At 68.8% G+C, this 23711-nt stretch carries 26 protein-coding genes and 1 pseudogene; 18 read left to right on the top strand and 9 right to left on the bottom strand.

Annotated features, from left to right (window positions below; genetic code table 11):
* Positions 1-116: 116 nt before the first annotated feature.
* Positions 117-1199 (bottom strand): M4 family metallopeptidase, encoded by a 1083-nt coding sequence (locus ABZ910_RS02375; RefSeq protein WP_361357843.1) that lies wholly within the window; start codon positions 1197-1199, stop codon positions 117-119.
* A 3-nt stretch (positions 1200-1202) separates the two neighbouring features.
* Here ABZ910_RS02375 and ABZ910_RS02370 point away from each other — a divergent pair, with 3 nt between their 5' ends.
* The gene (locus tag ABZ910_RS02370) at positions 1203-1325 is read left to right on the top strand and encodes a hypothetical protein (RefSeq protein ID WP_361357840.1); all 123 of its coding nucleotides are present in this window, start codon (positions 1203-1205) and stop codon (positions 1323-1325) included.
* A gap of 580 nt (positions 1326-1905) precedes the next feature.
* Here the strand turns inward: ABZ910_RS02370 and ABZ910_RS02365 are convergent.
* Complete coding sequence (locus ABZ910_RS02365) at positions 1906-3030, bottom strand: hypothetical protein (protein ID WP_361357837.1); 1125 nt, start codon at positions 3028-3030, stop codon at positions 1906-1908.
* Between the two features lie 189 nt (positions 3031-3219).
* A complete protein-coding gene (locus ABZ910_RS02360; RefSeq protein WP_361357834.1) occupies positions 3220-3450 on the bottom strand; it encodes a hypothetical protein in 231 nt (76 codons plus the stop codon).
* A 255-nt stretch (positions 3451-3705) separates the two neighbouring features.
* Between ABZ910_RS02360 and ABZ910_RS02355 the strand changes: the two genes are divergently transcribed.
* On the top strand, positions 3706-4986 hold the full coding sequence (locus ABZ910_RS02355) for a wax ester/triacylglycerol synthase domain-containing protein (RefSeq protein WP_361357831.1): 1281 nt from the start codon (positions 3706-3708) through the stop codon (positions 4984-4986).
* A 150-nt stretch (positions 4987-5136) separates the two neighbouring features.
* Positions 5137-5280 (top strand): hypothetical protein, encoded by a 144-nt coding sequence (locus ABZ910_RS02350; RefSeq protein WP_361357829.1) that lies wholly within the window; start codon positions 5137-5139, stop codon positions 5278-5280.
* Positions 5281-5408: 128 nt separating this feature from the next.
* Here the strand turns inward: ABZ910_RS02350 and ABZ910_RS02345 are convergent, their stop codons facing one another.
* Complete coding sequence (locus ABZ910_RS02345) at positions 5409-5969, bottom strand: WHG domain-containing protein (protein ID WP_361357826.1); 561 nt, start codon at positions 5967-5969, stop codon at positions 5409-5411.
* Positions 5970-6135: 166 nt separating this feature from the next.
* Between ABZ910_RS02345 and uvrB the strand changes: the two genes are divergently transcribed.
* The gene (gene uvrB / locus ABZ910_RS02340; RefSeq protein ID WP_361358116.1) at positions 6136-8046 is read left to right on the top strand and encodes an excinuclease ABC subunit UvrB; all 1911 of its coding nucleotides are present in this window, start codon (positions 6136-6138) and stop codon (positions 8044-8046) included.
* A gap of 427 nt (positions 8047-8473) precedes the next feature.
* Here uvrB and ABZ910_RS02335 read toward each other — a convergent pair whose 3' ends face one another.
* The 3 genes from ABZ910_RS02335 to ABZ910_RS02325 all read right to left on the bottom strand — a co-directional run bounded on the left by ABZ910_RS02335 (position 8474) and on the right by ABZ910_RS02325 (position 10402).
* Positions 8474-8749, bottom strand: a complete 276-nt coding sequence (locus ABZ910_RS02335) for a hypothetical protein (RefSeq protein ID WP_361357823.1) — start codon at positions 8747-8749, stop codon at positions 8474-8476.
* Between the two features lie 224 nt (positions 8750-8973).
* On the bottom strand, positions 8974-9774 hold the full coding sequence (locus tag ABZ910_RS02330) for a zf-HC2 domain-containing protein (protein ID WP_361357822.1): 801 nt from the start codon (positions 9772-9774) through the stop codon (positions 8974-8976).
* 25 nt (positions 9775-9799) lie between these two features.
* A complete protein-coding gene (locus ABZ910_RS02325; RefSeq protein ID WP_361357820.1) occupies positions 9800-10402 on the bottom strand; it encodes a sigma-70 family RNA polymerase sigma factor in 603 nt (200 codons plus the stop codon).
* A 144-nt stretch (positions 10403-10546) separates the two neighbouring features.
* Between ABZ910_RS02325 and ABZ910_RS02320 the strand changes: the two genes are divergently transcribed.
* The 12 genes and pseudogenes from ABZ910_RS02320 (at position 10547) to tatC (ending at position 18460) form a co-directional block, all read left to right on the top strand.
* Positions 10547-10903: a hypothetical protein gene (locus tag ABZ910_RS02320; RefSeq protein WP_361357817.1), complete on the top strand. Its 357-nt coding sequence runs from the start codon at positions 10547-10549 to the stop codon at positions 10901-10903.
* Between the two features lie 308 nt (positions 10904-11211).
* Positions 11212-11511 (top strand): plastocyanin/azurin family copper-binding protein, encoded by a 300-nt coding sequence (locus ABZ910_RS02315; protein WP_361357814.1) that lies wholly within the window; start codon positions 11212-11214, stop codon positions 11509-11511.
* On the top strand, positions 11508-12497 hold the full coding sequence (locus ABZ910_RS02310; protein WP_361357811.1) for a metallophosphoesterase: 990 nt from the start codon (positions 11508-11510) through the stop codon (positions 12495-12497). Before ABZ910_RS02315 ends, ABZ910_RS02310 begins: the two co-directional genes overlap by 4 nt.
* Before the next feature lie 330 nt (positions 12498-12827).
* A pseudogene (locus ABZ910_RS02305) lies at positions 12828-12920 on the top strand (short-chain dehydrogenase); the annotation flags it as partial.
* Between the two features lie 67 nt (positions 12921-12987).
* Entirely contained in the window at positions 12988-13899 is a 912-nt protein-coding gene (locus tag ABZ910_RS02300) for a DUF2510 domain-containing protein (protein ID WP_361357808.1), read from the top strand.
* Positions 13900-14079: 180 nt separating this feature from the next.
* Complete coding sequence (locus ABZ910_RS02295; RefSeq protein WP_361357805.1) at positions 14080-14211, top strand: hypothetical protein; 132 nt, start codon at positions 14080-14082, stop codon at positions 14209-14211.
* Positions 14208-15071 carry a DMT family transporter gene (locus ABZ910_RS02290; RefSeq protein ID WP_361357802.1) on the top strand — a complete coding sequence of 288 codons (864 nt, stop codon included), beginning with the start codon at positions 14208-14210 and terminating at the stop codon, positions 15069-15071. Before ABZ910_RS02295 ends, ABZ910_RS02290 begins: the two co-directional genes overlap by 4 nt.
* A gap of 356 nt (positions 15072-15427) precedes the next feature.
* Positions 15428-15850 (top strand): ATP-binding protein, encoded by a 423-nt coding sequence (locus tag ABZ910_RS02285; protein WP_361357799.1) that lies wholly within the window; start codon positions 15428-15430, stop codon positions 15848-15850.
* 287 nt (positions 15851-16137) lie between these two features.
* Positions 16138-16560 carry a hypothetical protein gene (locus ABZ910_RS02280; RefSeq protein WP_361357797.1) on the top strand — a complete coding sequence of 141 codons (423 nt, stop codon included), beginning with the start codon at positions 16138-16140 and terminating at the stop codon, positions 16558-16560.
* Between the two features lie 171 nt (positions 16561-16731).
* Positions 16732-17037: a hypothetical protein gene (locus ABZ910_RS02275; RefSeq protein ID WP_361357794.1), complete on the top strand. Its 306-nt coding sequence runs from the start codon at positions 16732-16734 to the stop codon at positions 17035-17037.
* A 2-nt stretch (positions 17038-17039) separates the two neighbouring features.
* A complete protein-coding gene (tatA, locus tag ABZ910_RS02270) occupies positions 17040-17321 on the top strand; it encodes a Sec-independent protein translocase subunit TatA (RefSeq protein ID WP_361357792.1) in 282 nt (93 codons plus the stop codon).
* Between the two features lie 182 nt (positions 17322-17503).
* Positions 17504-18460, top strand: a complete 957-nt coding sequence (gene tatC / locus ABZ910_RS02265) for a twin-arginine translocase subunit TatC (protein WP_361357789.1) — start codon at positions 17504-17506, stop codon at positions 18458-18460.
* A gap of 29 nt (positions 18461-18489) precedes the next feature.
* Here tatC and ABZ910_RS02260 read toward each other — a convergent pair whose 3' ends face one another.
* Positions 18490-19296, bottom strand: coding sequence for a phytanoyl-CoA dioxygenase family protein (locus ABZ910_RS02260; RefSeq protein ID WP_361357786.1), 807 nt, complete (start codon positions 19294-19296; stop codon positions 18490-18492).
* 151 nt (positions 19297-19447) lie between these two features.
* Between ABZ910_RS02260 and ABZ910_RS02255 the strand changes: the two genes are divergently transcribed.
* Together ABZ910_RS02255 and ABZ910_RS02250 are read left to right on the top strand one after the other, a co-directional pair.
* Positions 19448-20353 (top strand): helix-turn-helix domain-containing protein, encoded by a 906-nt coding sequence (locus ABZ910_RS02255; RefSeq protein WP_361357784.1) that lies wholly within the window; start codon positions 19448-19450, stop codon positions 20351-20353.
* Positions 20354-20527: 174 nt separating this feature from the next.
* On the top strand, positions 20528-21169 hold the full coding sequence (locus tag ABZ910_RS02250) for a LysE family translocator (RefSeq protein WP_361357781.1): 642 nt from the start codon (positions 20528-20530) through the stop codon (positions 21167-21169).
* Positions 21170-21360: 191 nt separating this feature from the next.
* Here the strand turns inward: ABZ910_RS02250 and ABZ910_RS02245 are convergent, their stop codons facing one another.
* The gene (locus ABZ910_RS02245; protein WP_361357778.1) at positions 21361-23697 is read right to left on the bottom strand and encodes a pyruvate dehydrogenase; all 2337 of its coding nucleotides are present in this window, start codon (positions 23695-23697) and stop codon (positions 21361-21363) included.
* Positions 23698-23711 lie beyond the last annotated feature (14 nt).

Here is a 23711-nt window from a genome sequence, read left to right as displayed (position 1 = left end):
CGATCCCGCAGCGGACCAGGACACCTGGCGCTGCGCCGGGGGCTCAAGACCATCGTCCGTGGTGATCGTTTGGATCACCATCCGGACGCCTCCGGACGGCCTACCTCATGGCCGACTCAGCCCGTGGTGGGTACGCCGACCGCATCCCACGCCTGGAGTACCGCTTCGCGCTGCCGCGGCCCGTAAGCGCCGGCGGCGTCCACCGTCAGCCGCGCGAAGGAGGCGAAGTCGGCGTCGCTGGCGAGTGCGCCGCCGGTGAGCACGTCGTACCAGATACGGCCGACGTGATCCCAAGCGTGGCCGCCGAGCTGGGTCGCGGCGAGGTAGAAAGCATGGTTGGGAATGCCCGAGTTGATGTGCACGCCGCCGTTGTCGGCGAAGGTCTGCACGAAGTCGTCCATGTGGGCAGGCTGCGGATCCTTGCCGAGCTCATCGTCGTCGTACGCGGTGCCGGGCGCCTTCATCGAGCGCAGAGCGACGCCCTCCACACCGGGGCGCAGCAGTTCCTCTCCGATCAGCCAGTTGGCGTCCTCGGTTGTCTCGCCCTTGGCGTACTGCTCGACCAGGGACCCGAACACGTCGGACAGATGCTCGTTCAGGGCTCCGGGCTGACCCGCGTATGCCAGGTTGGCGGTGTACTGGGTGACGCCGTGCGTCAGTTCGTGGCCGATGACGTCGGGGGCCTGAGTGAAGTCGCCGAAGATGTGCCCGTCCCCGTCCCCGAAGACCATCTGCTCGCCGTCCCAGAAGGCGTTGTCGTAGTCCCGGCGGAAGTGAACGCTGGCATCCAGCGGGAGCCCGGCCCCGTCGATGGACGAGCGGGAGAGGGTCTGCAGATAGAAGTCGAAGGTGGCTCCAAGGCCGTGGTACGCGTGATTGACCGAGGTGTCCGGTACGTCGTCCTCGCCCTCTCCGCGTATGCGCCTGCCGGGCAACTGCTGCCGGTGCTCGGCGTCGCTGACGGTGCGCTCCGGGTGGTGGTCGGGGCCGCGCGCCGGCAGGGCGGCGGTCGGGCCGATCTCGGCCGTCAGCCTCCGCTCGACGCGTTTCGCCGCGTCGAGCGCAAGGGTGCGGCGGGCAGTCTCCTGCACGGCCGGATCCTCGGCTCGGGCCAGCCGGTTGAGCAGATGCGGTGGCACGATCGCACACGGCGTCGTGGCCACGGACCTGAGCGTGAAGCCTCGGATGTCGTCGGTCATGGGATGTGCTCCGATCGAGTGCGGCTGGCGCACCTCACCCGCCTGGCGCTCGCGCCTTCCGCGGGTGGCGGCACGCGTGCCGCCATGGACGTGAAGTGGCTGACGAACGGCGTCAACGTCGTCTGATCCGAGACCCGTGTATCCACCTCGAGGCAGTTTTCGGAATACCGGTGTTGACGGTCCGTCAGATATCGATACGAGCCCGTCGATGACTTCGACGAACGGAGACGCGGCCCCGGAGGCACGGGCCCCAGAGGCACCCGGCTACGCCCGGCTCCTGGAACCGGGTCTGATCCACCACCCAGCCCCGCACTTGCCACGCGCGAGGACGTCTCCGAGGACGTCATTCAACACGCAATCCACGCGCGCGTGTTATACGGCCAGTGTCCGTCCGCCGCCAGAGACGTGCAACTCGGCGCCCTGCGGCAACTTCGCCGAGCACGGCGGCGGTCAAGGCAGCGCCGAGGCCGACCGAGCTGCGGTGTCGACGACCGCGACGACGCCCACCTCGACCGTCGTGCACAGGCGGCCGTCGTGCAGCGATCGCATGCGCCGCGGAGGACCCTATCCACCTCATCCGCCGTCAAGGTCCGATCTGCGGCGCTCCATGCCGGCGTTCCGGCACCATCATGGCAACCGCCTCGAAACCCCTTAGGCCGGCAACCATGGCCCATGCTCCGCCATTTGGGCAGCTCGGCCGTTTCGACTAACGCAGCAGATTAAAGAAGTGACGTCGGCCAGACCTCTTGCGGACGTTCACTGGCGCCCCGTCTACGGACTGGCGCACAGGCTCTGCCGGCTTACCCCCAGCCTCGTCATCAAAGCCGCGCGACGGCCCTCTGGCATTTTCTATGACCTTTTTGCCCTGTTGGTCGACCAGACGGGTCACGGACTCCTGCGCCACACCGAAGACGAGCGCCCATGCAAGCAATTGCGCCGCATCGTCCAGATTGGAGAATCCCGGCACAAAACCACCCTGGATGACCAGAAGACCGAATACAGCGGCCAGGGCACCAACCGGCAGTCGCAGCAACAGCAAGCAGATGGGGAGCATGAACGGCGTGGCCGTGCCCTGCATATTTCGCAATGAAACAGCTCCCGCCAAGACCGCGCCACACAGACCGAAGAACTCCACCAGCAGAACATCGCCGCCCTGCGGGGTGGCTCCAATTGGGCAGAAGAGTGCGCTGTTTGGCGGTGGCGAATCGAAGCAGAGTTTCCGCGCTATTGCCTGAGGGGCGACATAACCCCACACCACCATCAGCCCAGCAATGACACTCGTGAGGAAAACGGACATCAGCAGGATATTGCGAAAACTTCGCAGCCTTGAACGCTCCAAGTCTTGGGCTTCGTTGGCCGCACGCAACGCCCTCACGGCCAGATCCCTGAACCGTGCGTCGAGCTTCCTTCCATTCAACTCGACTCGGGACTCCAACTCCGTCCGTATGGGATCTTCGGCCCCCAGGTGCTGCTTGGTTCGCGCCAGAACCTCGGCCCCCCACCATGCGAGATCGCCTTCATTCGCAAGCCTCAGGGTGCTCTGCTCAGCCCGGTGGATATTGGTCCATACTCGGTCTACAACTGAACCGGAAATCGATGAGAGCAGGGTGTCCCTGCCGTCCAGTGCTTCCCGAGCAGTGTCCAGTTGCACCTCCGCCTTTGTCAGCAATCTCCTTTCCTCGCCTGAAAGGTTGCCGCGGACTCCGATCCTGTCCAACTCCGCCTGAAGTTCAGCAACATACGCTGAGGCGCGTTGATGCCATGAGGCTCTGTTCTGCCCCGCCACATCTCCAGCTTCATCCGGATTGATCCGCGGGCGGCTTTCTGGCATGGCTCAACCCTCCACCGAAACCTTCCCACTGTTCGAGGTCCGAACACCTAAGCAAGCACGGAGACAAAGGCAACGCCACGCAGATACCGAGAATCCGAGAAAATTCCCCTCACCCCTTCCCCCGACTCTCCCACCCCTTACCTTCCAGTATCCGTTCCGGCAACTTGATCGCAACCCGAAGTGTTCGCGTCACCCGATCATGGTGTCCACGAAGTTGCGGCCGCCGACCCCTGCAGCTTCCTTGGTACGGCCGTCGACATTGCACGGGATGGTGTGGGCGTCCTCGGAGTAGGGCGTGGAAGATCGGCGCCGGCCGCGTTGACGCCAGGCCCGGTCCGGGTCGCGTTCGGCGTCGTCGGCGGTGCGATCACCCGATCGAGACTCCCGTTCGACGCACACCTCCCAACGTCGGGACGACAACGGCCACTTAATGAACCTTCTAGTAGCGCCAGACACTGGCGCGTTGGACGATGGCGGGGGATGAGACAGCCGTGCAGTTATCAGGGGGAGCGCGGGTGACCGCCAGCAGCGAAGCCAAGTGCCTACGTCTGCTTCGAGGAGGGGAGGGCGCGACTCAAGTCCGTACGCACGTCGCCCTCTCGTGGTCCCGTCCTCTTCGGCCGCCCGGAATACATGACAGCCCCATGCGAGACGACTCTTCAGCCAGGAGGCATCATGTCCCTCAGCACCCATCGCGGGCACGATCCAGGAGACGCTCTCCGGCACGGGCGCCCGTCACCCCTGGACGCTCTGCTCTATTACGACCCCTCGATGGTCATCGGAGCGCTGCTTCACTTCCGCGGCACACCCCCGCCTCTGCGGGCACTGAAGGAGCACGTCCTCCAACACCTCGACCAGATTCCGCCCCTGTCCTTAGTCATGAAGGGGCGTGGGCTACAAGCCCGCTGGCACCAGGTTCGCCCCGACGTCGGCCATCACATCCACAGCCACACCCTGCCCGCCGGCCGGAGCACACACGACGCCGTCCGGGAACTGGCCAGGGCCCCCTTCGCCCCGGGCGAGCCGCTCTGGGACCTGACGCTCCTGCACGGACATGCCCCGGACCGCTACGCCCTCCTCTACCGAGTGAGCCACGGGCTGCAGGACGGGGGCGGATTCATCCACACCCTGGAAACCCTCTTCAGCCCCACCCCTCTCCCGCCTGACCAGTGCTCAGCAGCCGTCCGTCACCTGACCGACCCGCCCCGGCCCACCCTGCGCCAAAAGGCCGCTGCTGCACGAGTCATCGCACAGGCCAGCACCAAGACGGGACTGTGGCCGCACCCCGAGCACGGACACTCCGCCGAGCGCACGTTCCGTTGGGCCGCCGTCTCCAGCCACCAACTGCACGCTCTGACGCGTCCCCTCGCCGGAACCGGCAACGACGCCTACATCGCCACTCTCGGCTACACCTTGCTGCGCTGGACGGCGCAGCACCACCCCAGCCCGACTGCCAGCGTCCCCCTGTCGGTAGCGATCAGCACGCGCAGCACAGCCACTCTCGGCGCGCCCGGAAACCACGTCAGCGCCGGCCGGTTCACGCTGCCCGGCACGAAGACACCTCTGCCGCAGTATCTCCGAACCACCGTCCACACCACCGCTCTTCTGAAGTCCGCACCACACCGAGAAGCCGTCCGCCGCATCGCTTCCGGGACTCCTCCGTGGATCGTCCAAAAGTCCTTCAAGACCCTCTTGAGCCCACAACGCGCCAGCGTCTTCTGCTCCAACCTGGCTGTCCGCAACCCCCTCTCGTTCCGCAACGATCCCGTCACCGCCATCGACCCTCTGACAGCCATTTCTCCCGGCTCGCCTGCTTCCATCCTCCTCATCACCTACCAAGGCCGTTCCAGTGCCCTATTCATCACCGACTCCGCCCTGCCGGGCATGGACATGCTTCATGAACGCTGGCGCGACACACTGCACACGGCAGCATCAGCCGACCTGCCTGCGGCATGAGCGAGTAACTCTGCCTGTACAGAGCGCCCGGGCTCCGCATGACCTACCACCCCGCACAACGCAAAGTGCTGGTCGAGATCACTCCCGACCAGCACTCCGTTGGCACTAATAAAGTGTCCGAGGGGCGAGTTGACGGCTGACGATACGGCCGTGGGGGCACAGGGGCGGCTCCGACCACGAGAGCTGTCGGAGGGCCCCACTCTCATCAGCGAACCGGGGAACGTCAGACACCTGGAGATCCGTCGTCGAGACCGGCTCGACGGCACCCTGCACGAGTACCACCACATCGCGTGACCAGACCGGATGACGTGTCGGCACCCGCAGTGGTCGACGAGGTCGCCGCGGGCGAAGACGCCGGATCGATTGCCCCGCATGGTGGGGGATGCGGTAAGCGCCCTCTATCTATGTGGCGTACGTGCCGGCTATGTGGTGTACGTGCCGGCCAGTCGTAGTGCGGTGGACTCGGCGAGGGCCACGGGGTCCGGCGTGCTGAGTGCCTCCGCGAGGGTGAGTGCCGCGATTCCGTGGACGAGGGACCACACTGCCTCACCGGTTACGGTGCGACCAGCGCTGTCTGCCGGGGGAGCTCCTGCGTCGAGCCTGGCTGTCAGCAGGTCGAATACGTGCCGGCGCGCGGCGCGGAAGGCGGCGTCGGTGTCGTGGACCAGGTCCAGGCGGAACATCACGGCGTAGTAGCCGGGGTGTGTCATCGCGAATCCGACGTAGGTTCCGGCGGCCGCGTCCAGGCGGCCGCCTGCCTCTCCGGCGCCGAGCGCGGCGGCGAGCAGGTCGAAGCCCTGTGTCGCCAGCGCGGTGAACAGCCCTCTCCGGTCCTTGAAGTGGTACGTCGGCGCGGCATGCGAGACGCCGGCCCGGCGTGCCAGGTCCCGCAGCGAGAGCGTGTCCGGGCCGGCGGCGGCGACGAGCTCGGCGGCGGTCGCCAGGACCTGGTTGCGCAGGTTTCCGTGATGGTACGGCGTCACGGCGGCACCCTACCGCCCGGACTGGTCACTGGCAAGATACTAGTCATTGACAAGATTACGATGAGGGCACAAACTAGACGGTGACTAGTTAGTGTTTGTCCGCTCCTGCGCGGTCATATCGAGCCCCCTGGAGCACCCCGTGGCATTCCCCTCCGAAAACCGGCGCATCACGCTCGCCGACCACACCGCCGACGAGGTCATCCGCGCCGGCCGGCCGTTCCAGGTGGTCTCCCGCCACTCCCCGTCCGGCGACCAGCCGCGTGCGATCGCCGAGCTGGAAGCGCACGTCCGTGCCGGGGAGAGCGACGTGGTGCTCCTCGGCGCCACGGGCACCGGCAAGTCCGCGACGACCGCCTGGCTCATCGAGAAGCTGCAGCGGCCCACGCTCGTGCTCGCGCCGAACAAGACGCTCGCCAGCCAGCTCGCGAACGAGCTGCGTGAGCTGTTCCCGCACAACGCGGTGGAGTACTTCGTCTCCTTCTACGACCATTACCGACCCGAGTCGTACGCCCCGAGCACCGACACGTACTTCGCCAAGGAGTCGATCTCCAACAAGGAGGTCGACCGGCTGCGGCACTCGGCGACCTGGTCGCTGCTCAGCCGCCGCGACGTGATCGTCGTGGCGTCCGTCTCGTGCATCTACGGTCTCGGCACGCCTCAGTCCTACCTGGACCGTTCGTTCGAGCTGGCGGTGGGCGACACCCTCGATCGCGAGGAGTTGCTCGCGGCGCTGGTCGATATCCAGTACACGCGCACCGACTCGGAGCTGACCCGGGGCGGTTTCCGCGTCCGCGGCGACACCGTCGACATCCACCCCGCGTACGAGCGCACGATGCTGCGGGTGGAGCTGTTCGGCGACACGGTCGAACGGCTGACCGTCGTCGATCCGGAGACCGGCGAGGTGCGCGAGGCCGTCGACCGGATGCGCGTGTTCCCCGCCACCCACTACTTCGCCGGCCCCGAGCGGATGCGCGCGGCAGCCGACTCGATCCAGGCCGAGCTCGCGCAGCGGGTCTCGGAGCTGCGCCACGGCGGCAAGCTGCTCGAGGCCGAGCGTCTGCAGACGCGCACGGAATACGACATCGAACTGATCCGGCACACGAAGGTCGCCTCCGGGATGGAGAACTACTCCCGGCACCTGGACGGACGTGCCCCCGGTGCTCCTCCGTCCACGCTCCTGGACTACTTCCCCGAGGACATGCTCGTGGTCATCGACGAGTCACACGTGACGGTGCCGCAGCTGTCCGGTATGAGCCATGGCGACGCCGCGCGCAAGAGCACCCTGGTCGAGCACGGATTCCGGCTGCCTTCCGCGCTGGACAACCGTCCCTTGACGTGGAAGGAGTTCGCCGAGCGATGCACGCAGCGGGTCTACCTGTCCGCGACGCCGGGCAGGTTCGAGCTGACCGCCGCGCGGGGCGCGGTCGTCGAGCAGATCATCCGGCCGACCGGACTGCTCGATCCGCAGGTGCTGGTCAAGCCGACCGCCGGTCAGATGGAGGACCTGCTCGCGCAGATCCGTGAACGGTCCGCCCGTGGCGAGCGGACCTTGGTGACGACGTTGACCAAGCGGATGTCGGAGCAGCTGACCGACTACTTCGACTCGCATGGAGTCCGCGTCCGCTATCTGCACTCCGGCGTCAGCACCCTGCGCCGCGTCGAACTGCTCGCCGAACTGCGCCGCGGCGACTACGACGTGCTGGTCGGCATCAACCTCCTGCGCGAGGGACTCGACCTGCCGGAGGTCTCGCTGGTCGCGATCCTCGATGCCGACCAGGACGGAATCTTCCGCTCGGACACGGCGCTGGTCCAGATGATCGGCCGCGCGGCGCGCAACGTCGACGGCGAAGTACATATGTACGCGGATCGAATGACGCCCTCGATGCAGCGCGCCATCGACGAGACCGACCGGCGCCGGACGCTGCAGGCAGCCCACAACCAGAAACATGGGATACGCCCGACCGCCCTGCGCAAGAAGATCGAGAACACGGTGGCCGCCCGATACCCGCAGGCACAGCACCCGACCACCGGCACGTCCTACAACCGCAGGATGGCGACAGGCAAACGAAACGGCTGAGCACCGACCGCAGGCGTGTGGGGGGAACTTCGGCGAGACCGATGGAGTGGAGTACGTTTCGCCAGCTCTGGCGCCTGCCTCACGTCGGGCGTCTCCATCACCGAATGGCGCCCCGACCGCGCCCAGGTCGGTGTGAGGCGACCCATCTCCGCCTATGGGGGGCGTCGCACGCAAACCCTGAGTCAGCGTCCACGCGCGGCGCCTTCACCTCGACCGCGCCGACCGCTGCGGTGGCCTTCCTGGGCTGGTGGTAGTCGTTGCGGACCACCAGACGGCGGCCGCGCCCGTCACGCTGGTCACCCAACTCGGCTCCATGGGACTTGACTTCGGCTTCCGGAGCAGCGGCGAGCATCCGTCGGACGCCGCCCGGCAGATCTCGCCGATCAGCGACGACCCGCCGCTCGTCGGACCTTTGGCGGCATGCTCACTACTGGGCCTGGCTTGCCGTCTCGTGTGCGGCGATGATGTCGGCGGCAGTGAGGTGACTGTCGGGATGGTGCCTACGGCAGACCTTATGGCCGGCGGCGGTGGCGTGCCGGGCGATGCGCCAGCAGTGGTGGACCTCGCATTGGTGCCTGCGGATGATGGCCCACGCGGCGCCGATGAGGGTGATGTCGCCGACTATGCCGGACCACCACAGATACCAGCCGCCGGAGGCGTCGTCGAGTCCAAGGACGTGCAGGGTGAAGTGCCAGAAGGCCATGCGCTCACTCTCGGCAGGAACACCCGGGACTGCCGGGCCTGGATGGGGCACTACGTGCACCGGGCCGAGAATGCGTGGCCGCTGAGGACCATGTCAAGTGCGGTGTCGATCCGGAGGCGAGCCACGGAGCAGGTCCCGAAGCCCCGCATCACAGCCCGGCGGTGAACTTCTCGTCGGGCACGAACCATCCCCGCCGGCCACGTGGTACCGGCCGGGTCGAAGCCTCACGCCCGGACGGTGAGGAGCTTCTGGCCGTTGCCGGCGTAGATGTCGAAGTGACTGATCGCTCCTGGGGACATGGGTACCGTGCCGGAAATCCTCGCGCCGCCCGGGTACTTGCCGGCCTGCCAGGTGGCGGCGGTCGCCGTGGCGCCCGTGACGCCGACCGCTTGCAGCTTGCACGTGATTCCGGGGGGCGCGCCCTCGGCCGAGACCTGCACGGCGCTGCCCCAGGCGGCGGGCGAGACCTTCACCGACGCGGACACTCCGGTGGAGGGGTCGGCTCCGGAAAAGGTGCGGACCGGGGCCGGTGACGTCGGTGCGGGCTGCGCCACCTGGCTGCTCATGGACGCGGTGACTGCCAGCCATGTGCCACCCGACGCTGCCGCCGCGATGAGCGTCGTGGCCGCGGCGACCGCAACCAGTTGCCTTCGCCCGGCGGTGCGACGTCGGGACGCGGCCTGCTGGAGCAACCGATCGAGCCGGCTTCGCTCGGTTCGCCGCGGTACCTCCGCCGCGGCGCCCGCCGCAGGCTGCGGCGACGGCTCCGGCCGCGCGGTTGCGGCGGCCCGCCGTACCAGCCGGTCGGCCAGCTCCTCGCTGGGCGCGTCCGCGGCGTCGCCCGCAGCCTCGGCCTCGCTGACCGTCGCCAGCAGCGCGGGCAACCCCGCGATCTCGGCGTGCTCCGCCCGGCACTCGGCGCATTCCGCCAGGTGGGCGCGTACCTGGTCCGCCTCCGCCGCGGGCAGCGTTCCCAGCACGTAACCACCCAGGGAGAGCCGGATGGCCTCACGGTCCGCGTTCATGGTCCGCACCTCTTCCACGCCGCTGTCACGGCTCGATACCCCGCTCCTGCAGCGCCAGCCTCAGCGCCTTCAAGGCGTAGTACGTCCGCGACTTCACGGTGCCCACCGGGACACCGAGCACCTCCGCGGCCTCGACCATCGTCCGGCCCCTGTAGTACGTCTCCAGCAGTACGGCCCGGTGTTCCGGGGAGAGCGTCCGGATGGCCTCGGCCACTGCCCAGCTTTGCAGTGCCCGCTCGATCTCGTCTTCCCCCGGCGTCCGCTCCGCGACCTGTTCCAGCGCCTTGCCATCGGCCTCGGCCGGCCTGGCCCGACGGGCCCGGTGGGCGTCGATCACCAGATTCCGGGCGACCGTGCACAGCCACGCCCGGGCCGGTCCGCGCTCGGGGTCGAACGCCGCGGGGTGCTGCCAGGCCCGAAGCAGTGTCTCCTGCACGACATCCTCGGCCCATTGCCAATCTCCTGAGGTCAATCGCAGGACGAAGTGGAACAGCGGCCCGGCATGCTCCGCGTACAGCGTGCGAAGCAGCTCCTCGTCCGCGCGGGAAATGGTGCCGGTATCAGAGACACGTCGTCCGGAGCCATCCGGCTCAGCAGTTGGACCGCGTCTCCGAAGACTCCACTGCATGGGGCGATCATCGCATATTTCACAAATCTCCTGAACCTCACAAAAGATGCCTATCTGCTGAACCGTACGCCTCCTGGCACCCGTGGAACCCGATAAGCGCCGACCACTGGGATCCCCCCTCCACCCCGCAAGGAGTGCGCCGAGATGACCGAGATGGTTCCCCCGCCCCCCAAGGCCTCACCCACCGCGCGACGCATGCGCACGCGACCCGGCCACATGCTGCGGCTCTACGACGAGCTGCGCGAGCACCGCCGATTCACCGCCCACGTCCTGCCGGGCGCCCTCGTCATCACGAACAGCGGCTACTCGGTCGCAACCGGGGCCCGTGTCCGGCTGCCGGCGCACGCCTCGTTCGCCGTGTTCAGCTATGCCGTCCACCTGCTGCTCAGCCGACACCCCCACACCCGGGCCATCCGCGCACGGCAGCACGGAGGTCGCGTCGACCTCGAAGCCGTGGAGGTCATCGTCCCCGGGTCACAACGGGGAACACCGACCGGCTGACGGCCATCGCCCACCCCGTGTCGCCATCGCGACCTGATCAGCGAAGAGCAGACATCATGCACCTGCACTCCCTTGCGTCACCTCGTTCATCACCTCGGCGGTCGCTCGTGGCAGTCGGCCTGGTCATCGCCACCGCGGGCACGCTGGGGCTGCTCAGCGCCTGCGGCGGATCACCGTCTTCGTCCTCCGCCGGCTCCAGCAGCGCCGCCATCACGCCCGGCTCAGGTCAGAGCCACGCCGGAATGCCTGGTGCCGGCGGGAGAGGGCGCACCTCGGACTCGTCCCGGGGCGACCCGCCCATGCGCGGCATGAGCATGCCCCCAAGCTCTCCGGCCGCAACGGCGCCGGTGGCCGGGAACGCGGTGGCGATCCAGAACTTCGCGTTCGCACCGGCCGGCCTGAAGGTCAAAGCGGGCACGACGGTGACCTGGACCAACAAGGACACCGACGCCCACACCGTGACCAGCTCCGGATCGGGCGGGCCCTTGCACTCGGCACCTCTGACGACCGGCGCGACCTACCGTCACACGTTCACCAAAGCCGGCACCTACGCCTACCTCTGCACCCTCCATCCCTTCATGACCGCGACCGTGGTGGTGACCCCATGAACCAGTACCCGGACAAGCACAGCGACGCGCCAGGCGCCGATCTCGATCAGCAGGCCGGCGAACACGGCATGACAAGGCGTCAACTCATCAGACATGCGGGGTGGTTCGGAGGCGCGGTGGTCCTCACCATCGCCGGCGGAGAGGTGATCAGCCATGTCGCCAACGCCCGCGGCGCGGCTGCCACTACCGCCGCGGGGGACAGCAACGCACTGCGGTTCGTGCAGATCTCCGACAGCCACATCGGCTTCCAGGGGCCGGCGAACATGAATGTGGCCGGGTCGTTCACCGAGGCCATCAACCAGGTCAACTCGCTGAGATTCCGACCGCAGTTCGTCATGCACAGCGGCGATCTGACCCACCTGTCGACCGCGGGCCAGTTCGACCAGGTGAAGGAGATGATGACCGGCCTGCGTACCGAACGCGTCTTCACCGTGCCCGGCGAGCACGACTCGATCGGTGACTCCGGACGCGCCTACCGGCGGACGTTCGGCAGGGGCACGCTGGGCGACGGCTGGTACAGCTTCGACACCCACGGCGTGCACTTCATCGCACTGGTCAACACCGTGAACCTGGAGAAGCTCGGCCACCTCGGCACCGAACAGATCGACTTCGTCCGCAAGGACGTCGCGGGGCTGCCGTCCGACACACCCATCGTCGTCTTCAGCCACATCCCGCTGTTCGCCATGTATCCACAGTGGGGCTGGAGCACTGACGACGCCCTGAAGGTGCTGGCGTACCTACGTCGCTTCTCCTCCGTCACCTGCCTCAACGGGCACGTCCACCAGCTGTTCACCAAATCGGAGGGCAACATCACCTTTCACTCCGCCACCACCACGGCCTACCCCCTGCCCAAGCCGGGCCAGGGTCCGGCCCCCGTCCCCCAAGTGGTTCCTGCCGGACGGCTCAAGGACGCGCTCGGCATCCGCACCGTCGCGTACCGGCAGGGCACGGAGGTGCTGGCCGTCAAGGAGGAGAAGCTCGCATGAACACCAAGAGTGGACTCGCCCGCGTGACCCGTGCGGCCCTCGCGAGAGGCCTGGCCGAGGCCGCCACACTCGCCGGGAGCGGCTGAATCCACGCCGAGCTCTGCTTCGACGGATCCCCGCCATCGGCCCGTTGTTCCTGCTGCAGGCCGGCGCCGCCTCGCCGTCGCCGCCCTGGTGCTGTTCACAGCGCCAGGGCGGCTCAGCCTCCTGCTGGAGACCGGGTAGCGGCCTCCGGGGTCGCGGTCGTCCTCCTCGGTTCTGTGGGAGGCGTCGTCGTCATCGCAACTGCACGGGTCGGATGCGTGGTTGACGGCCTCCTCGACGGGCGCCGCGTTCCTCGCCAGCGACGACTCCTCCTTCGTGAACACCAACGACTTCCTGGTGGACGGCGGGATCTCGGGCGCGTACGTGACACCGTTGTGAGGCGGGCAGGACGGTCAACTTCGGTGGTGGTGCCGTCAGTTCGCGAGGGTAAGGTGCCGCCGTGAACATGACGACCCCTGGGTGGTACCCGGACCCGTGGCATGAGGGCGGCGGCACGGCCGGGCATCGGTGGTGGGACGGCGCGACCTGGACCGGGCATGTGCGGGCGCCGCAGCCGCCCGGCGGGGGCAAGCGGCGCCGCGGCCTGGTCGTGGGCCTCATAGCCGGCGCCCTCGTGCTGGTCGCCGGGGGTGTCACGACGGCGGTGGTGCTGACCGGCGGCGACGGCGGGCGCAAGGCACCGTCGGCCCACGGGTCTGCCTCCCCTGAGCGGCACACGCCGAGCCCGTCGGCGTCGCACCGCGCCCAGCCGAGCCCTTCCGGATCCGCGGGCGAGGACCGCCACAGTGGCGGGAGCCGGCCCCCGGGGCAGCGCCCGGCCGTCACCGGACGCGTCGACGACACGGTCAACGGCCTTCGCGTCCCCGTTCTGCGCGGCTGGCGGGGCACTTCCACCAAGACCGGAGCGGGGCTCGGGTACGGCACCGTGTACCACTGCCCGGCGGTGCCCGCCGACTCCTGCCTGCCCGGCGGGGCGTACACGCGGGTCATCGCCCATCCTGGCGACCTGACCCTCAAGGAGCTGGCACAGGCCGAGATCGGCGAGGTCGCACAGAGCACGTATGGCACCAACACGAGCGGCCAGAAGGACTACGGCGGCATCACCGGACATCGCCGGACCGCCGCGGGGGCTGTGACGGTCGCGGGCCGGAAGGGGTACTTCATCCGCTGGAAGGTCAACACGGACAAGGGGCCCGGCGCCGTCGTGGAAGCGGTGGTGTTCCCCTCGCCGCGGGTCCAGGGCCGCTATCTGCTGCTCGGCTTCGGCTTCGACGACAACAGCAGGGGCCCGTCCGTGACGGACATGCAGTGGATCACTGATGGCATCGAGCGCCTCGACGGCGGCACCAGCGCCTGAAGGTCGGCGACGCAGGTGCCGTCGCGCGGGGAGTGGGTCTCGAGTGGCCCGTCCGCGAAGAGTTCTCACAGAAGATGCCTCTTCGCCGAACCGTACGCCGTCCGCCGCCCGTGGACATGGACAAGCGCTACAGCCACGGGATCCCGTCCTCACCCGCCACCCCGCAAGGAGCGAGCTGAGATGACCGACACGCTCCACTCGCAGCAAGCACCTCCACCGGGCACCGCCGAGCCCACCTCGATCGTCGGACGCGGCGCGGAGACGCGCCGGATTCGAGTGCGTGCCGCCGGACCGAACGGGATGACGCCGTGACCGTGTTCCTGCCGGGGATCGGTGCTGCCTGCTGCCTCGGCGTCGGCTTCGTCCTCCAGCAGCGGCAAGCCCGACGGGCACCCCTTTCCGGCTTTCTCTTCTTCCGGTTGCTGCTCGGTCTGATGCGCTGTCCGCAATGGCTGGCCGGCATCGCCGCGATGATCGTGGGCATGGTGCTGAGCGTCATCGCCCTCGCCAACGGAGAGGTGTCGCTGGTGGAACCGCTGACTGCCACCAACCTGCTCTTCGCCATGGCGCTGTCCCGCTGGCTCACCGGCCGGCCACTCGGCTGGAGCGGCTGGGGTGGGGCGCTTCTGCTGGCGCTGGGGGTGACGGGGTTCATCGTCGCCGGACAGCCTTCGGAGGGCGGCCACCTGGCCGGGTCGCTGCGCCGCTGGGTCCTCTTCGGCGTCGTGATCGGACTGGCGGGGCTGCTCGTCGCGCTCGCCCGACACCTGCGGCCCACGCTCGTGGCGACCGTGCTGGCCTGCGCCGCCGGACTCCTGTACGGGCTGCAGGACACCCTGACCCGTATCTCGAGCCGGCTCGCCGGCGGGCAGGGGATCGCGGTGCTGTTCGCGCACTGGCAGCCCTACGCGGTCGTGTGCCTCGGCGTGACCGGTCTGGTACTCGTCCAGAGCGCGTTCGAGACCGCGCCGCTGCGCTCCTCGCTGCCGGCACTCACCGCTGCGCAGCCGCTGGCCGGGATCGCCTGCGGGGTCGGCATCATCGGCGACCGCCTCCGGCTCACACCTGGCGCGCTCGCCGTACAGGCCGCCGCACTCGTGGCGATCGTGATCGGCATTGTGCTGATCGGCCGACATCCCTGTGTGACTCCAAAGGTCGCGCAGGGACGCTGACCCGCGTGTTCACCGGGTCTTGGTCGATTCACCGTCACTGAAGGCAACGAAGGCAGTCTTGGCGCCGACGCCGTCGAAGCCACCGCCATCCTCCGACAGATGGCCTGCTGGATCTCATGCTGGAGCGACATCGAACTCTGACAGAGGCGAGTGAGTCCAGCCAGGCCGCCGACGCTCACATGACCCACAAGAAGTCGAACAAAAGGGGCGAACAACTCGAACCGTTCGGCATGCGTCGCCCGTGGAACTCAATGAGCGCGGCCATACAAGGTCCCGCCTACCGACCGCCCCGAAGCTGTCGGCGTCTCCCCGTTCCGGTCTCCGCACATCCACGGAAGAGCCAGAAGACCATGTTTGTGACCGATTCCCTCAGCCCGAGTTCACTGCTCGACCGGCCTTGCCGCCAGCAGGCGCTGCTCACCCTGCCCGCGCAGGAGGCGCACGTCTCGGCCGCTCGTCACTTCGCGGCCGATCTGCTGAAGACCTGGAATGTGCCCGTGAACGAGCGGGACTCCGCCGTTCTCATCGTCGACGAACTCGCCGCCAACGCCGCGCAGTACGGCCGCGAGCGCATGACCCTGCTGCTCGTCCTCGACGACGGCACTCTGCACATCGTGGTCACTGACTCCGGTACGAGCGTGGAACGCCGTCGCCCCGACATCGCCCCCGACGAACACGGCCGCGGCACCGGCATCGTCCAGTACCTCGCCCAGTCGACCGAGGTCCACCAGACACGTGGCGGCCGCGAAGTCCGCGCCTGCCTGAGGTGCTCGCCATGACCGGGCTGGACGTTCCGCACGAGCCGCGACCCCGTCCCGGGACCGGCACTGCCGCACAGCGACGGATCACCGGGGGCGGCCGCGGCGCCGGGTCACCCGACGACTGCGCCGAGTGGGCCTTCGCGACCCACGAGCCGTACCCCGTCGACGGCTGCCCGGGCCCGGCTCGGGTGCCCATGCGGTCCGCGGCACACCCATCGGCCCTTGATCACGGCGACCACGGCCACGACACGGTGCTGTGTCAACGCTACGGCGCCGGCCCCCTGCGTACAGGCGGAGGAGTGAGCGTGAACGTCACCCCGAACAGCGGCGAGGGCATCAGCGCCCCGCCCCCGCACGAGGCGTACGCGAATGCGCCGGACCTGCGCCGCGAGATGCATCGAGTGCTCGCTCTCGGGGCCGAACGCGACGGCCGCCAGGCCAGGCCCCTCAGCGGCCCCCCGGTCGATGCGACGGCCGCCGAACGCGCCTGGCGGCTACGCCGGGCCGCCCTCATGGACCGGATGGCCCTGGACGACCCCGGCCCCGGCCCCGGCCCGGTCGCAGCCGCCGCGGAAACCGCCGAGCAACTCGTCCTGCACGACCGCCGCCATCCCGACCTGGTGGCCGGCCCGCACCACCCCGACGCGATCACGCTCGCCCCCAGCCGCCGCCTCTACGTCCGCCAGGAGTACGCCGCCTGGACGGCCGCCGGGCACCCCGGGATCTGAGTCGACCCCGGACCGACAGGAAGAAGGAGACGCATGACCCGCAAGGACATCGACACCCGGCACGCCCCCGCGGCAGCAGGCCGACTCCAGTCGCCTCGCCTTCCACGCCCGACAGCCACGCGTGAACCTCGCGTCAGCCGGCGACAGGAACGGTCACGCCAGGGAAAGCCGATGAACGCACCGTGGCCGAACGCGAAGACCCATCGGCTGTTCCAGGTGCCCGAACGTGGTTGCTCCCAGGGGCGGCGGCTGGGCCTCCATCCGGCCCAAACGCCCCCGCACACTCCGCGGACCGGGCAGCCGGCGCAGGTGGCCATGCAGGTCACAGACGGCGAACTGCACCTCGCCGTACGCCCGTTGCCGGTCGAGCGCCCCTCGGCTGCGGCGGCGACGGGCGACGAATCTGCCGCGCAGGAACAAGCAGCACGGATCGCTCGGGCAGGTACGAAGGCCGACACGTTCGAAGGAGTGGTGTGACGATGTTCCGCGATGCGCTGGAACCCTGGCACTTGCTGATCCTGGTCACGGTGGTGGTTTTGATCTTCGGCTCGAAGAAACTGCCCGACGCGGCCCGGGCGCTCGGCAAGTCCATGCGGATCCTCAAGAGCGAGACCAAGGCCATGAAGGACGACGGCGCCTCGAACGAGCCACGTCCCGAGCCCGATCCTGCACCGGGACATCGGACGATCTCAGGCGCTCCCGGAGACACCGCCACCACCCGCGCCGCGGCCACGGACACCACGACCAGCCACGGAGACTGAGCCGTCCGCAGGACAGATCAGCTCGCGGTAAGCGGTGCCGACCTGGACCAACTGCCGCCTGGACGCGCCACCGGCCGCAACCGGCGCCGCGGCGAGCTCGCACCCCACCGGGCGAGGGCGACGATCAAGTACTGACGCAGAGCCGGCAGCCTCCGCTCTGCCGCACGGAATGAGGACGTGGCGTGCCCCAGTCGGCCCGCAACAAGGAGAAGGCTCCCCAGGGGCGGATGCCGCTCGCGGAGCACCTTCGTGAATTCCGCAACCGGCTCGCCAAGGCCGTCCTTGCCATCCTGGTCGTCACGATCGCCGCGGCCTTCTACTACAAGGGCATCGTGAACTTCTTCACCAGGCCGGTGCTGGACTCCGTCGGCTGCCCGACGTCCTTCGCCGATCTGGCCAAGCAGACCGCGGACACGACCTGCGCACGGATCACGATCAACGGTCTGCTCGCGCCCTTCGCCCTGGCGCTGAAGGTGTCCCTGATGGCCGGCGTCGTGCTGGCCTCGCCCGTATGGCTGTACCAGCTGTGGGCGTTCGTCGCCCCCGGTCTGCACAAGCACGAGCGGAAATACGCCTACGCGTTCGTCGGCGCGGGCGTCCCGCTGTTCTTCGGCGGCGCCTTCTTCGCCTACAAGGTGCTGCCCAAGACCGCGAAGGTGTTGATCGACTTCACCCCGCATGGGGTGGCCAACCTGCTGCCGCTGGACGATCTGCTCGACCTCGTCACCCGCATGGTGGTCGTCTTTGGTCTCTCCTTCGAGATGCCGCTGCTCCTGGTGATGCTGAACCTCACCGGAGTGCTGTCCGGCCGGCGGATGCTCGGCTGGTGGCGCGGCATGATCGTGGGGATCACGGTCTTCTCGGCCGTGGCGACGCCGAGCACGGACCCGCTGACCATGCTGGCGCTGGCCGCGCCGATCTGGGTGCTCTATTTCGCCGCCGTTGTCTTTTCGCTTCTCAATGACCGAGGCAAGGCCCGAAGAGAGGCAGAGGGACCCGACGACGACGAGATCTCCGACCTCGACCTCACGCCGCAAAACATCGGCGAAGTGGAGTCGGTGTCCGCCGGCCAGGCCCTGCCGACGCAGCCGGACGCCGGCACCGGCCGCGCCGACAGAGAGACGACGGACTTGACCTGAGGAGGCCTTCAGCAGGTCGGGGAGGGCGGTCAGTGCGGAGCCGCGTCGAATTCGCTGCCGCACGGTCCACCGCCTGTGTTCTCCTGCGCCGCCACCGGGCGGCCGTCCATGGTCAGCAGGTCGTAGGAGCGGGCGATGCGCTGTACGGAGCGGCCCACGTAGTGGCAGATGAAAGACCGACGGAAGCGGTCCGTCGTGCGATTCGGCCCGGAGCCGTGCACGAGGCTGCCGTTGAAGAAGAGTACGTCGCCGGGCGCCATGTCGACGGGCACCGGCGTGAGTCCGGGCGGCGGAGGAACGTACTCACGGGCGAAGGACAGCCCGGGGTCAGCCTCCTCCGGACAGAAGAGATCCATCAGGTGGGTACCCGGGACCAGTTCCAGACCGCCGTTCTCTCTGTCTGTGTGGTCCAGAGCGACCCAGGCGGCGATGCAGGTGCCCGGCTCGACCCGAAGATAGAAGTTGTCCTGGTGCAGTGCCTGGCCCCGGGCGCCGGGCGGCTTGAAGTAGAACATGCTCTGGGCGGCGAGGGGCTCCTCACCGAAGAGGCCGGTGAGTATCCCGGCCAGGCGCGGATCGAGAAGTCTGCGCCGAGCGAGTTCATTGATGCGATGCGGGTGCATCACTCGCGGGTACGTGCCCAGGGGGTCGGCAGGGCCCTGCGCGGGATTCGGCCTGGGCTCGAAGTGGCCGGGCACGGGGCGGCCGTCGGCCGGGAATCGCATGAACTCCTCGACGATCTCCTGCGCTTCGGCGGGGTCCAAGAGACCGCTGACGACCGTGTAACCGCGCTTGTGGAACTGTTCCTGCAGCACCGCAGGTGAGATCGTCGGCATGAACGCTTCCCCTCAGGGTGACGGTCCGGGTATCAGGCTCACGGCGCTTGGAGCAGCAGCCGGGGCCGGCCTGCCGCGTGGGCGCTGAGCAACTGTTCCAGAGGCTAGGGCCGTAACAGGGAGGCGCTGAATGACCAGGAGTGCCGTGCACATGCCTAGATCTGCCGGCGACACGCCCTCTCCTCCGGCCGAGTTGCTCATCGCCGCTCGATTCACGGAGTCGGTGGACTACGCGGTGACCCGCACAGTGGGGGCGGCCAACTGGCTGCTGATGTGGACCACCCACGGCCGCGGCGCGGTACGAGGCACTGACGGCTGGACCGCGGTGCACCCCGGGGACCTCGTCCTGTTCCCGGCCGGGTGCGCCCACGCCTACCGCACCGACCCGGACGCCGGGTCATGGGGCGGCTGGTGGGTGCATTACCAACCGCGGGCCGCTTGGCCGGCCTGGCTGCGCGACCGTGCTCGGCCGGACCGGCTGTTCCTGGTCGCCGGCGTGCCCGCCGAGGTGCGCGGCCGCGTGGACGACGCGTTCCGCCGACTGCACGCGGATGCCCGCTGGTCGGGCGGCGAGTCACCGCCCGACCCCGTGGCGGCCATGCCTGAACCGACAGGTATAGCGGTTGCCGCGGCGGGAGCAGGGCGCGAACTCGCCCTCGGCGCCATCGAGGAAGTCCTGCTCCTGGTCACCGCGAGCACCGCCGCCCGGGACCGTGCCGCCGCGGAGCCCGTGGACACGCGGATCCGGCAGGCCCAGGCGGTCATTGCCGCGGATCCGGCGGCCCCGCACACCGTGCGGTCGCTTGCCGCCCACGTCGCGCTGTCGCCCTCACGCTTCGCTCACCTCTTCACCGAGCACACCGGCCGCACCCCGATGCAGGCAGTCCGGGCGGCGCGGTTGAGCCATGCGCAACGGCTGCTCGACGCCACGGATCTGGAGGTACGTCAGATCGCCCTGGCGTCCGGCTTCGCCAGTCCCTTCCACTTCAGCCGGGCGTTCCGTCGGCAGTACGGAGTGCCACCGAGGGCGTACCGGGCTCGCCCGAAACGGGGGTAGCAGTCACCATTTCGGCGACTTGTACGCCCAACGGTCGGCGGCATCACCCACGGCGTCGGCCCCATCGCCGTGCTGGGCGACGGCATGCCGCTCACGGAAGCACCGTGTGGCAACAGGTGTCTCACGTTGTGGAATTCAGCCCACGCGTCGCCGCAAGGTGATCACCATGGCCCCATGGTCGACGCTTCTCTGTATGCGACCTTCTTGGTCGCCGCCTTCGTACTGTGCATTACTCCGGGCCCCGACATGATGTTCGTCGTCGCGATGGGGGGCCGTGGAGGGCCGACCGCAGGCGTGATGGCCGCATCGGGGGTGGCGATCGGCGCCCTGGTGCATGCCGTCGCCGCCATGCTCGGTCTGTCAGCCCTCTTCACCACGCTGCCGACGCTCTACCACGTGCTGCGCTGGGTCGGCGCGGCCTATCTTCTCTACCTTGCCGTCAAGGCATTTCGCGATCGCTCCGCCCTCGGAACCGACGACGCGCAAGGAGTGACCGCAAACCTCGGCCCAGGGCGACAGCGTGCCTTCTGGCAAGGGGCCATCACCAATCTGCTCAACCCCAAGGTGATCTTGTTCAACGTGGCCTTCCTGCCGCAGTTCGTGAACCCCGGCCTCGGACACGTGGAGTGGCAGCTGCTCACCCTTGGTCTGACGCTCGTGCTCGTGGGCCTCGCCGTCGACGCCACGATCGGCCTGTTCTCCGGCCGGCTCTCGTCGATGCTGCGGCGCAGCCGTCGCATGGCTCGCGGGCTCAATGTGTTCAGTGGCACGGTCTTCACGGGCCTCGCCGTGCGACTGGTCGCTGTACCGAAGTAGCGTGCGGCAGGCTCCCGTCACCGCTCAGCGGCTACGATCCGTAGCCGCTGCGGGGAACGTCGCTTGCCACCCGTCACCCGCTTGGCGACGGCCCGCCGCGGCACCTCGCGTAACTGAGGCCATGTCCTCGCGACCGCCCCATGAGTGGTCGCGACTACCGAGAACGCGTCGGACAGAGGCGACGCATCGACCTAGTCGGTGAGGTCGAGGGCCGCTGCAACGATGCTGTCGGTGTCGATGCCGTGGTAGCGGTAGACGTCCTGGATCGTTCCGGACTGGCCGAATCGGGTCACGCCGAGCGCGGTAGTGGGAACGCCGTTGATGGTGGCGAGGAACGCCAGTGTGTGCGGGTGTCCGTCGAGGACGGTGACCAGCGGTGTCGCTCGCTCGGCGGGGAAGACCTGGTCGAGGATCCAGTGCGGCCCGTCGTCCAGACCACGGCGGGCGCGCACGGCCCGAAAGAGCAGGTCGGGACTGGTGACGCAGACTACGTCCGCCGCGACGCCAAGGGCAGCCAGCCGATCGGCGGCGGCCAGAGCCTCGGGGACGAGGGCACCCATGGCCGCGAGGGTGACTGCCGGTGCGTCATGGCGCCGCAGTGTGTAGGCGCCGCCGACTGTCTGTCGGCGGCGGCGCTCGCGGGCGGCCGGGTCCGTGGGCACGGCAACGAGAGTCTGGTCCACCGGGCGCGTGGACAGACGCAGATAGGCAGAGCTGCCGTCCGGCCTGCCGAGCCGGTTCAGGGACGCGAGCAGGCACCATTCGGTGTCCAGCGCGAAGGCGGGTTCATAGCTGATGCACCCGGGCTGTTCGATGCCGAGCGAAGGGGTCGTGATCGACTGGTGGGCCCCGCCCTCGGGGGCGAGGGTGACGCCGGAGGGAGTACCGACCAGGATGGACTGGCCGCCGGCGTAGATGCCGAACGACCAGGGTTCCAGGGCGCGGTTGACGAAGGGGTCGTACATCACGCCGATCGGCAGCAGCGGCTGCCCCCAGCGGCTCCACGTGGCCCCGAGCTCGCCGAGAAGGCCCACCAGGTTGGTCTCGGCGATCCCCAGTTCCACATGCTGGCCGGCGGGCCGCTCCCGCCAGTGCAGGATGGTCTCGGCGTCGTCGGCGAACCAGTCGGTGCGCTCAGTGGCCGACCAGATGCCGGCCTTGTTGATCCAGCCGCCCAGGTTGGTGGACGAACTGACGTCCGGGCTGACGGTGACGATGCGGCTCGCCGCCTCGGGGGCCTGCCGGGTGAGGTCCAGCAGGACGCGCCCCAGGGCCTGTTGTGTGTTTCCGATGCCGGCAGGGGTGCGCCCGATATCGTCGGGCACGGCCGGCGGTTGCTGCGCGGGCAGCTCCGCGCGGCGGAGTCGCTCAGCGGCCCGCGCGCACAGCTCCGCCTCGGCGCTGTCGTCCTGGAAGCGGCCCCAGGGGGCGTCCAGGTCGGTTCCCAATCGGTCGGCGAGGTCGCTCATCTGACGCTCTGTCAGCAGGGAAGAGTGGTTCTGCGGGTGGCCCTCGCTGGCGAGTCCGTATCCCTTGACCGTATAGGCGAAGATGACCGTGGGGCGGGTGTCGTCGATGCTCTCGTACGCGTCCAGCAGCGCACCGAGGTCATGGCCGCCCAGATTGCGCAGGGCGGCATACAGTTCCTCGTCGCTGAGTTGGTCGATCAGACCGGCGATCGGCTCGCGGGTGGAACCGGAGCCGGGCAGACGGTCGCGCAGCTGCCCGGAGTCGCAGCGCAGCAGCCGCTGGTACTCGGCATTGTCCATGGAGTCCAGGCGCACCCGCAGCGCTTCGCCGCCCGGCCGGGTGAACAACTCCCGCAGCAGCCGCCCGTATTTGAGGGTGAGCACCTGCCAGCCCGCGGCGTCGAACATGCCCTGCAGCCGGTCGGCGGCGATGCCCGGAACGACCCGGTCCAGGGACTGCCGGTTGAGATCGACGATCCACACGACCTCACCGAGGCCGGCGACCATCGGGTCCTGGACCGCCTCCCAGATCGCGCCCTCGTCCAGTTCGGCGTCGCCGAGCAGCGAGAACTGACGGCCCCGGCCGGCCTGCCCGAAGCGGGCATCCACGTAGCGTCGGGCGATCGTCCCCCAGACGGGGGCCGTCGCGCCGATGCCCACGGATCCGGTCGAGTAGTCCACCGTGTCGGGGTCCTTCGAACGGCTGGGGTAGCTCTGCAGCCCACCGAAGGACCGAAGAGTGCTCAGGTAGGACTCGTCCAGCTCGCCGAGCAGGTAGTTGATGGCGTGCAGCACCGGCGAGGCATGCGGCTTGACGGATACCCGGTCCTGCGCGGTCAGGTGGTGGAACCACAGGGCTGTCATGATCGACACCATGGACGCGCTGGACGCCTGGTGACCGCCGACCTTGAGTCCCTCCGGGTTCGGGCGCAGCCGGTTCGCCTGATCGATGATCGCCGACGACAGCCACAGCACCCGGCGCTCGACCGCCTGAAGCGTCCCCAGCGGATCCTGCCCGGAGCCGTCCGCGTCCGTCGCTCCAGTCGACACAGCGCTCATGACCACGCCTGACC

Source organism: Streptomyces sp. NPDC046805 (assembly GCF_040645355.1).
Lineage (GTDB): Bacteria > Actinomycetota > Actinomycetes > Streptomycetales > Streptomycetaceae > Streptomyces.
Note: the sequence above shows the minus strand (reverse complement) of the source record. Positions and strands in the feature narration are given on the sequence as shown.

Coding starts and splice junctions, on each gene's coding strand:
- ABZ910_RS02375 (WP_361357843.1), bottom strand. CDS start 1,199: ATGACCGACGACATCCGAGGCTTCACGCTCAGGTCCGTGGCCACGACG.
- ABZ910_RS02370 (WP_361357840.1), top strand. CDS start 1,203: ATGTGCTCCGATCGAGTGCGGCTGGCGCACCTCACCCGCCTGGCGCTC.
- ABZ910_RS02365 (WP_361357837.1), bottom strand. CDS start 3,030: ATGCCAGAAAGCCGCCCGCGGATCAATCCGGATGAAGCTGGAGATGTG.
- ABZ910_RS02355 (WP_361357831.1), top strand. CDS start 3,706: ATGTCCCTCAGCACCCATCGCGGGCACGATCCAGGAGACGCTCTCCGG.
- ABZ910_RS02335 (WP_361357823.1), bottom strand. CDS start 8,749: ATGGCCTTCTGGCACTTCACCCTGCACGTCCTTGGACTCGACGACGCC.
- ABZ910_RS02330 (WP_361357822.1), bottom strand. CDS start 9,774: ATGAACGCGGACCGTGAGGCCATCCGGCTCTCCCTGGGTGGTTACGTG.
- ABZ910_RS02325 (WP_361357820.1), bottom strand. CDS start 10,402: ATGCAGTGGAGTCTTCGGAGACGCGGTCCAACTGCTGAGCCGGATGGC.
- ABZ910_RS02320 (WP_361357817.1), top strand. CDS start 10,547: ATGACCGAGATGGTTCCCCCGCCCCCCAAGGCCTCACCCACCGCGCGA.
- ABZ910_RS02315 (WP_361357814.1), top strand. CDS start 11,212: ATGAGCATGCCCCCAAGCTCTCCGGCCGCAACGGCGCCGGTGGCCGGG.
- ABZ910_RS02310 (WP_361357811.1), top strand. CDS start 11,508: ATGAACCAGTACCCGGACAAGCACAGCGACGCGCCAGGCGCCGATCTC.
- ABZ910_RS02300 (WP_361357808.1), top strand. CDS start 12,988: ATGACGACCCCTGGGTGGTACCCGGACCCGTGGCATGAGGGCGGCGGC.
- ABZ910_RS02295 (WP_361357805.1), top strand. CDS start 14,080: ATGACCGACACGCTCCACTCGCAGCAAGCACCTCCACCGGGCACCGCC.
- ABZ910_RS02275 (WP_361357794.1), top strand. CDS start 16,732: ATGAACGCACCGTGGCCGAACGCGAAGACCCATCGGCTGTTCCAGGTG.
- tatA (WP_361357792.1), top strand. CDS start 17,040: ATGTTCCGCGATGCGCTGGAACCCTGGCACTTGCTGATCCTGGTCACG.
- ABZ910_RS02260 (WP_361357786.1), bottom strand. CDS start 19,296: ATGCCGACGATCTCACCTGCGGTGCTGCAGGAACAGTTCCACAAGCGC.
- ABZ910_RS02255 (WP_361357784.1), top strand. CDS start 19,448: ATGCCTAGATCTGCCGGCGACACGCCCTCTCCTCCGGCCGAGTTGCTC.
- ABZ910_RS02250 (WP_361357781.1), top strand. CDS start 20,528: ATGGTCGACGCTTCTCTGTATGCGACCTTCTTGGTCGCCGCCTTCGTA.
- ABZ910_RS02245 (WP_361357778.1), bottom strand. CDS start 23,697: ATGAGCGCTGTGTCGACTGGAGCGACGGACGCGGACGGCTCCGGGCAG.